Origin of the sequence: Mycobacterium sp., from assembly GCF_008709575.1 — a bacterium.
In the GTDB taxonomy this organism is placed as follows: domain Bacteria; phylum Actinomycetota; class Actinomycetes; order Mycobacteriales; family Mycobacteriaceae; genus Mycobacterium.
The window spans coordinates 22,512-29,767 of sequence record NZ_VYIK01000050.1; the positions used below are offsets into that span (position 1 = coordinate 22,512).

General features: G+C 64.3%; 7 protein-coding genes. 4 read left to right on the forward strand and 3 right to left on the reverse strand.

What is annotated here, in order from left to right:
• Positions 1-16: 16 nt before the first annotated feature.
• Complete coding sequence (locus tag F6Q13_RS12460; RefSeq protein WP_293056778.1) at positions 17-907, reverse strand: haloalkane dehalogenase; 891 nt, start codon at positions 905-907, stop codon at positions 17-19.
• 874 nt (positions 908-1,781) lie between these two features.
• Here F6Q13_RS12460 and F6Q13_RS12465 point away from each other — a divergent pair.
• The 3 genes from F6Q13_RS12465 to F6Q13_RS12475 are packed head-to-tail and all read left to right on the forward strand — an operon-like array spanning position 1,782 to position 4,422.
• A complete protein-coding gene (locus F6Q13_RS12465) occupies positions 1,782-2,048 on the forward strand; it encodes a hypothetical protein (protein ID WP_293056781.1) in 267 nt (88 codons plus the stop codon).
• Between the two features lie 23 nt (positions 2,049-2,071).
• Positions 2,072-3,685, forward strand: coding sequence for a multicopper oxidase family protein (locus F6Q13_RS12470; RefSeq protein WP_293056784.1), 1,614 nt, complete (start codon positions 2,072-2,074; stop codon positions 3,683-3,685).
• A complete protein-coding gene (locus tag F6Q13_RS12475; RefSeq protein ID WP_293056787.1) occupies positions 3,682-4,422 on the forward strand; it encodes a hypothetical protein in 741 nt (246 codons plus the stop codon). The genes F6Q13_RS12470 and F6Q13_RS12475 overlap by 4 nt, the downstream gene beginning before the upstream one ends.
• 883 nt (positions 4,423-5,305) lie before the next feature.
• Here F6Q13_RS12475 and F6Q13_RS12480 read toward each other — a convergent pair.
• Positions 5,306-6,151, reverse strand: coding sequence for a patatin-like phospholipase family protein (locus F6Q13_RS12480; RefSeq protein WP_293056790.1), 846 nt, complete (start codon positions 6,149-6,151; stop codon positions 5,306-5,308).
• Positions 6,152-6,412: 261 nt separating this feature from the next.
• On the opposite strand from F6Q13_RS12480, the gene F6Q13_RS12485 reads away from it, so the two are divergent.
• Positions 6,413-7,147 carry a Crp/Fnr family transcriptional regulator gene (locus tag F6Q13_RS12485; RefSeq protein ID WP_293056792.1) on the forward strand — a complete coding sequence of 245 codons (735 nt, stop codon included), beginning with the start codon at positions 6,413-6,415 and terminating at the stop codon, positions 7,145-7,147.
• Between the two features lie 17 nt (positions 7,148-7,164).
• Here the strand turns inward: F6Q13_RS12485 and F6Q13_RS12490 are convergent.
• Positions 7,165-7,256 (reverse strand): hypothetical protein (locus tag F6Q13_RS12490; protein ID WP_293056796.1); only part of this gene is annotated, 92 nt, incomplete at its 5' end.

A 7,256-nucleotide genomic window follows, 5' to 3' on the forward strand; every position in this document is an offset into this window, starting at 1 on the left:
ACGACCGCGGGCTTCGCTAGTGAGGCTGGCGTAACTGCCGAACGAACTCGGCGGCAGCCCTGCCGATCTCATCGGGGCTGTCCTCTTGGACGAAATGCACCCCACTGACCGTGATTTCGGTCTGGTTGGGCCAGCTGCGAATGAATTCGCGGATGCGGCCGCGTACGATCGCCCCGGGTTCGGCGTTGATGAACAGCTTGGGCACATCGCTTGCCGACAGCCATGTCGCGTAGTCGTTCACGACCGCCACGACGGCTGCCGGCTCGCCATCGAGAGGGATGTTGCGCGGCCACGACAAGGTCGGGCGGCGGTCCTCACCGGGGGTGCGGAACGGCGCGCGGTAGTGGTCCATCTCGTCGTCGCTCAATGTGCGCAGTATCCCGCCCGGAAGCAGCCCCTCGACAAAGGCGTTTTGGGCCAACACCATTTGCTCGCCCTCCGGCGAACGCAAACCCTCGAACGCTCCCCGAAGGACCTCGTCGAAATCCGTTTGGATCAGCGGCGTGACGATCGCTTCCATGTGCACGATGCCGCCCACCCGGTCGCGGTGCTGGTTGGCCCAGTCGAAGCCCAGCGCCGAACCCCAGTCGTGCAGCACCAGCACCACGCGATCACCGAGGTCCAGCGCATCCCACAACGCGAACAGGTAGTCCCGGTGTTCGGCGTAGTGGTAGCGGTCCGGACCCGAAGGGCTGAGCTTCTCCGAGCCTCCCATCCCGATGAGATCGCAGGCGACGAGTCGGCCAAGCCCTTTCAGGTGCGGCATCACATTGCGCCACAGATACGACGATGTCGGGTTGCCGTGTTGAAAAACGATCGCGTCGCCTTCGCCTTCGTCGATGTAGGCCATTCGTTTGCCGTTGACATCGCGAAACCGCAGCGGGGCGTAGGGCTTTGCTCCGGCCACATTGATCCCCTCTCCAGGTCAATGTATTTCAGACAGTTTTCACGAGCTCGCGTGAGCGAAGATAAGGACCCCGAGGCGCAACGCAGCTGTAGCACGAATCGGTGATCATTGCAGCCGGTCATCATCTCTCGTGCGCAATACTGTGGACTTCACCAGCGTCCATCTGATCGGCCGCCAGCTGTCAAGGAGTGTATGACTGCTGACACTACCGATGATACCAGTCGCCTGCGATACCGTCGTAGCGCTACGCCTCAAGCGCGAATGCGCCCCGCCCACTGAGCAACGAGCCCACCTCGAATATCACCAGCAAGTCTGTCATTTCGATGACACTGGTAGTGCGACCGAAGCCTGCTGTCCGTTGTAGTGATGAGCACGAAGACAAAAGGAGTCGACATGACGATTGGATTGGCATCCGTCGCGATAATACTGGTCCTCGGGTTCCTTGGGAGCTGGCTGGGCTATCGAGAGGAACTGAACCACCGACCCAGGCATCAAGGGTGGTATCGCACTCCATGCTTGGACGTGTCGGTTCACGGGAGCCGCAGGGCTCGCAGTTCACGTCCGCTGGAATTCTGCCGTTAGTAGGCCGTCGCCAGTTTCCAACCGACCTAAAGCCGTTGGCACTACGGCCCGCGCCACCCGATGACCGTCTCGACCCCGTCATCCGAGCCCACCGAAGCTGCGCTCACGATCCAGACTGGTGCGCGGTAGGCGACCCCATCCGCCGACAAAAAGGAAGCGCTATACCCACATCGTCGACGAGCCAACCCACGTAATTGTCATCTGGATGACACCTTGCTGGCAGCACTGGCACCAATGCAGCAGAAACGTCTCCATCGCACACCTGTCTCGCTAGGCTCGCTTCGGTGCGGTCATGACGAATGGAGTTTTCGCAGTGGGATATGTACGTGATCTGTCGAGCTCCCGAGAACGTGTCCGGGTGCTGCCCGAGATCCTGGTCAGCAGATTGTGGGCTCAGGAACAAGGGATCGGTGGTGGCGCCTTTCTCGGTGACGAGATCACGACACCGTTGGGCGGCCACGCGACCGGGTCGGCAACACCGGCTAAGCGCACCATCCCGCGCCAACGGCACCTACATAGCGACTACACTGCCGACATCGCTGCCGGGAAAAACCGTTGAATCGCAGGAGGTTTCTGGCCCTGATGATGGCGACGGGTGCCGCGGGCATGGTAGGCAACACTTCGACTCCGGCGCATGCCGGCGGCGAAGAGCTGCGGGATCTGCCCGAGATGGCTAGCAAGAACGGCGTCTTGGACACCGCGCTGGACATGGTGACCACGCCGGTCGAACTCGGTGGCCGTCAGTTGACCCTGGAGACCTACAACGGCCAGGTACCGGGACCGATCCTGCGGATCCGGCCAGGTGACAACTTACGGCTTCGGCTGACCAACCAAATGGTTCCGGTGGGAATCCCCACCAACAATGTGCTGCTGCTGCCCTACTGTGCCTCCAAGTCCAACGATGCGCGGTATGACACCCGGCGGGCCTGCGTCCACGATTTTTGGAACAAGTGGGAGCGAGCCGAAACACTGCTGCAGGAGTTCGTGATCACCAACTTGCACACCCACGGGCTGCAAGTGTCCCCGGAGGACCCTGCCGACAATGTCTTTCTTCGATTGGATCCGCCCTTTTCGCACCAGTACTCCTACGACATCCCCACCGACCAGCCGGCGGGGCTGTACTGGTATCACCCGCATTTCCACACCTCGACCGCCCATCAGGCCTGGAACGGGCTCGCCGGGCCCATCATCGTCGAGGGCGACATCGACGCCGTGCCCGAGATTGCCGAAATGCGGGAACGCACCATCGTGATCAACGCGCTGCTGGTCGACGACGACAGTGGCGAGGTCCCGATCGATACGATAATCCCGATTGCGGGCCCGGTGCCGTTCCAATCCATCCCCGCAGTGCCGGACAGCATGTACTTCACCCTCAACGGCCAGCTGCTACCGGACATCACCATCCAGCCCGGTGAGGCGCAGCGCTGGCGGGTGCTCAACGCGGCGCCGCACCGATCGATGTGGCTGCACGTCGAGGGCCACACACTCGAGCAGATCGGCACCGACGGCGTGCCCTACCGCGCCCCCAGAACCCGGCCGCACATCCTATTAGCCTCCGCCAACCGGGCCGAGTTCATCATCAAAGGCGGCGAGCCCGGCCGGTACCGGATCTACGCCGCGCCCTACGACCAGGGCCACCCCGGCGGACCGCGACCCTATCTGCCGCTGGGCACCTTGGTGGTGCGCGGCAAGCCGGTCAAGAGCCGGCTGCCCTCGACACTGGTGGAGCCGCCGCGGATGCCCAACCTGCCGGTGGCGCGGCGTCGGACCCTGGTGTTCTCCGGTGACATCACCGGGCGGACCGGCATCGGGGTTCAGTTCCTCATCGACGGTAAGGAATACGACATGGAACGCATCGATCAGGAGGTCGAGGCGGGCACCGTCGAGGAGTGGACGATGATCAACGAAGACATCTTCCAGCACCCAATCCATATCCACGTCAACCCGTTTCAGGTGTTCGACGTCCAGGGCATTCCGCCCGGCGACACCAGTTGGCTGGCGGAAAGAGAGCCGGACGTCTGGTGGGATGTGTTTCGGCTGCCGCCGTTCGGCCGATTTACCCTGCGCACCTATTTCCGCCCGGACGTGACCGGCAAGACCGTCTATCACTGCCACATCCTGCCGCACGAAGACCGGGGGATGATGGGTAACCTGCTCATCCATCCGCCCGGGCAGTATCCGCGGGGGGAGTCGTGACGGTGCGCCGCCCGATGCTGGTCGCGGTGATGGCGATCGCCGTGGCCATCGTCCCTGCCACCGCAGACCCCGCCGACCCCTCCCACCAGCCGATGAGCAACCAGGGCCGCTATGTCTTCAACCAAGAGCACCGGGACAATCTGAGTTGGTGGAACCGGACCTGGCTTCCGCAGCTGGTTCCCAAAGGAGCCCTGCTTGAGGTGCAGCTGCCCAGCGACCCCATCCGCTGGATACCCTACGGCGAACCGGACTGTCAGCCCAGCCCCGGCTGGGACTGGGCTGAGATCGCCGGGTCGTGGGGTCCCGACGGCCCGCCACGACACCATCGCGTGCCGGTGCAACTCGTCTTCCAGCAAACTGTCCCCAACCCGGGACGTTACAAGGAGTCGGCAAACCCTTACGAATTGCCAGGGGTGTACATCCCCGTCAAGGACCGAGTGATCGGCAGCTCCGCCATCACAATCTTCTACTATCGCCTCGACCCGGGACCCGCCGAAGATTATTGGGCCGGCAGGGGCTTGGCGACGATTTGCCTGCGACCCGACCCGATCCCCGACGACGTGCGCGTGCTGGGTTTCCCGCCGGACACCCCACCGACCTACGTCCTCACCCTCGTCGTCGGCGTGCGCCAGGCCTCCATCGGGGGTGGGCTGCCGCCGACCCCGCTACCCGCGCCCCCTACGGTGACTCCCGATCCCGACGTGCCGGCTGGAACAAACAGGACCCCACCTGGCTAGCTCGGCGGGGAGCGGCCCGAAAATCCAACCCCGTAAGTGACGCTGCCGCCGCGGCGTACTCCCTTTGCCGGGCCGCTGACCCGGCTCGCCGAGTGACGTGTCCACGGATCGCCGGGCCGACCTGCCAGCGTGAGCTGGCGTGACGATTGTTGCCATTGCTCTTGCTGTTGTATGTGGTGAGTTTCCTCGACCGAGTTGACATCGCTACTGCCACGCTGCAAATGAACGCCGACCTCGGCTTGCCAGCCACCACCGACGGATGGGCTTCGGGAAGCTTTTCCTTCGGCTTGAGGATTCTTCTCAGCAGCAACAGCATTCAACCAGGACGGTGAGCTTGACGGTCGCACAGCTGGTGTTGGGGGCTGCGGCGGCCGGGTTCTATCCGGCGGTGGTCTGTGATATCGGGAGCTGATTTCCGCCTCGCTTTCGAGCCCTGGCCATGGCCGTATTTTGCTCGCCATCCCGATATCCCGCTGTCCGGTATGCGCATAACGCACTCGAAGTGAATGGCTTTGCTTGTTGGCGAACGATGTTTCTCGTCGAGAGGTTGCCCGCGGTGCGTCCGGTGGTGCTGGCCGTACGGGCGTTGCTTTTCAGTGAATGAGCGCACGTCGCTGTCACAACAGATTGAGACCGAATCCCTAGCAACATTTCTCACTCAATAGCGGACACTCGGGCGCGATGACGTGGCCTTCGGCGTGCCTTCGACCCACCGCGACGATCCTGCTGGCCATAATGGACTCGTCAATCCCGATCATGCGGGTGCGGCGGCGACGTTCTCCTTGGGCGGCAGATGATCAACGCAGTGCTGTTTGCGTGGTTTCGGCAGCTTTTTCGGCAGCCGCTCCCGGGCCGGCAGCTGCGCCGGTCGGCGGCACTGCGCTCAGTGCCGGTGTGGCTCAAGCAAGGCTGCCTGACCGGTGCCGGGATGCCGTGTCGCCAGCCACTCACAGGTGGTGGCATGCGACCGCTCGATGAGCTGTGCCGTATGGGTGAAGTCGATTGGTGAGATGCCGAGGGGGCACAGCGGGGGAACGACGCGCAGGTCGACCACGTCTTCGAAGCGGGCGACGTCGACGGCCAGGCGTTGGTTGATGGCGAGGGTCAAGGCGTGCAATGCCATCGCCAGCGCCCCCTTGGGGGCCCGGGGTAGGGCGCACGCATAGCCGGTGGGCAGCACCCAGATCACATCGGCGCCGAGCGCGACGGCGTGAGAGAGCGGGGTGTTGTTCACCACACCCCCGTCGATCAGGTCCCGTCCGTTGATATTCACCGGTGGGAACACGGCGGGAATGGCGGCGCTGGCTACGACCGCGTCGACCGCGTCCCCCGACGACAACAAGACATCGCAACCCGAACGCACGTCGGTGGCGACCACATGCAGGGCGATCGGCGCGTCCTCGAGCCGGGTGAACTGCAGATTGTTGCCGAGAAGTCGCCGCAGGCCCGTGGCGGGCACCAGGTTCGCACGCCAACCGAGAAACCCCAGGAGCCCGACGATCGGGCGGGTGGGGAACACGTCGTCTCGCGACAGCGACCGCCACAGGTCGGCCAGCGCGCCGATCCCGCCGGCATCGGGTCGCGACGCCACCCAGCCGCCGTTGACCGCACCCACCGATGTGCCGACCAGCAGGTCTGGCACGATCCCGGCCTCGGCCAGACCGAGCAGCATCCCCACCTGGATCGAACCCAGACTCGCACCCCCGGAAAGCACAAATGCAGTCGTCATATCTCACCCAACAAACGGCGATGCCGGACCCAGTCACGAGTGTCGCCAGGATGACACTTCGCCGAGACTGGTGAGCGTCGAGATCCGTAGCTGCGTCAGCGCCGTCAGCGCATCGCATCGAGCCCTCGTTGATCGCGCAGACGGTGCCGTCGGGTGGTCTCGCCGACAGGTTTCGACCTCCGAACTTGTCAGCGAGATGACATTGCGGTAGCCAGCTTGTTGGCAGGATGTCACCATCGGTTGTGCGATCGAGGAGGCGCGATGTCCGACCACTCTTCCAGTCCGCTCAGGAATATTGTGCAGTCGCTGACCGGCGGGCAGCAGCCTCCCGACGCGCAGGTGCGACACGCGGCCTGGGTGGCACGCTGCGTTGGTCGCGGCGCAGCGGCGCCACTGCACCCCAACGATCTGTCGGCACTCGCCGAAACCTTGCAAGCCAAGCACTTCGCACCCGGGCAAGTGGTCTTCCTCGGCGATCAGGCCGCTGACGGGGTGTGGATTGTGCGGCAGGGACAGATCGAGCTCGCCGTCGGATCCGGGCGACGGCGCGCTGTCGTGGATGTTCTTCGTCCCGGCGATGTGGACGGCGACATCCCCCTGCTGTTGGACATGCCGCTGTTTTACACGGCACGGACGTTGACCGACGCCACCTGCCTGTTCCTGGAGCGGCAGGCATTTGAGCGGCTGCTCGCCACCCGCCCGGCCATCTCGCGGCGGTGGCTGTCGAGTGTGGCCCAACGGGTGTCGGCGGGCCAGGCCAGGCTGATCAGCATGCTGGGCAGACCCCTGCCCGCCCAGCTCGCACAGCTTCTGCTCGACGAGGCCGTCGAGCAGCGAGTCGAACTCGCGCAACGCACCATCGCCGCGATGCTCGGCGCGCAGCGTCCGTCGATCAACAAGATCCTCAAAGAGTTCGAGCGCGATCGTCTGATCACGGTCGGGTACGCGGTCATCGAGATCACCGATCCGGACGGGTTGCGGGCGCGCGCAGCATGACCCGGGACGACGCCCAGTCAAGTCATGCGGCCCCCCAGGGCACGCTGCAGGTCGGGCTTCATCGCCTGCAGCTGCGCGCCCCAGTACTCCCAGCTGTGCGTGCCGTTGG

Excerpts from the sequence above, each read along its gene's own strand:
- F6Q13_RS12465 (WP_293056781.1), top strand. The coding sequence starts at position 1,782 with ATGACGAATGGAGTTTTCGCAGTGGGATATGTACGTGATCTGTCGAGC.
- F6Q13_RS12470 (WP_293056784.1), top strand. The coding sequence starts at position 2,072 with ATGATGGCGACGGGTGCCGCGGGCATGGTAGGCAACACTTCGACTCCG.
- F6Q13_RS12480 (WP_293056790.1), bottom strand. The coding sequence starts at position 6,151 with ATGACGACTGCATTTGTGCTTTCCGGGGGTGCGAGTCTGGGTTCGATC.
- F6Q13_RS12485 (WP_293056792.1), top strand. The coding sequence starts at position 6,413 with ATGTCCGACCACTCTTCCAGTCCGCTCAGGAATATTGTGCAGTCGCTG.